Annotated in this window: 1 protein-coding gene; it reads left to right on the top strand. The window is 62.9% G+C overall.

The features are described from left to right. On the top strand, positions 1-404 hold a 404-nt coding region (locus tag AX703_RS14555; protein WP_062345062.1), incomplete at its 5' end, for a type IV secretory system conjugative DNA transfer family protein. Between the last annotated feature and the right edge of the window lie 249 nt (positions 405-653).

Below are 653 nucleotides of genomic sequence, written 5' to 3'. Positions count from 1 at the left end.
CTATGGGCCTCATGGCCGGCTACGGCATCCAGCTCTGGCCGATCCTGCAAGACGTTCACCAGCTCCGCGCGCTCTACGAGCGCCGTGCCGGCACCTTCTTGTCCAACGCCGGCGTCTTGCAGATATTCGGGGTCAACGATCACGACAGTGCCAAGCTCGTCTCCGATCTGCTCGGCCAGGAGACGGTCGTGTTCGAGACCATGAGCCGCGCGATCGACAGCGACGAAACCGGCATATCGTTCGGCGCGCAGCATGTCGCTCGCCCGCTGCTCACGCCGGATGAAGTCCGCACGCTGCGCGAGGATTACCAGCTCCTGTTCCTCGCGGGGCAACGGCCGATCGTCGCCGCCAAGCTCAAATACTATGCCGATCGCGAGTTCGCGGGCCGCTTCGACAAGGCGTGAGGCCGTTTAAACCATAGGCGGTTCCGACGCCGAAAACCCTGACCTACGCCCGGAATGAGGCCGGGCGGGCCGGAAATCGCCCCCTGTGGGGACGTTTCCGCCTCCTCTACCCTCTCGATCAGAACGCCCACATATCCGCTTGGCTTTTCTGGAAAGCCATTTTCGGCGGCTGGGTTCAATGATGCGCTGGCGATAGGGGTGTGACGGTCACACCACACCCCAAATCAACAAAAGCGTGCCGGCGAAGCC

It is taken from the genome of Novosphingobium sp. CCH12-A3 (assembly GCF_001556015.1).
Taxonomy (GTDB): Bacteria; Pseudomonadota; Alphaproteobacteria; order Sphingomonadales; family Sphingomonadaceae; genus Novosphingobium; species Novosphingobium subterraneum.
The sequence above is the reverse complement of the archived record's forward strand: the minus strand, read 5'-3'. Positions and strand labels throughout refer to the sequence as shown.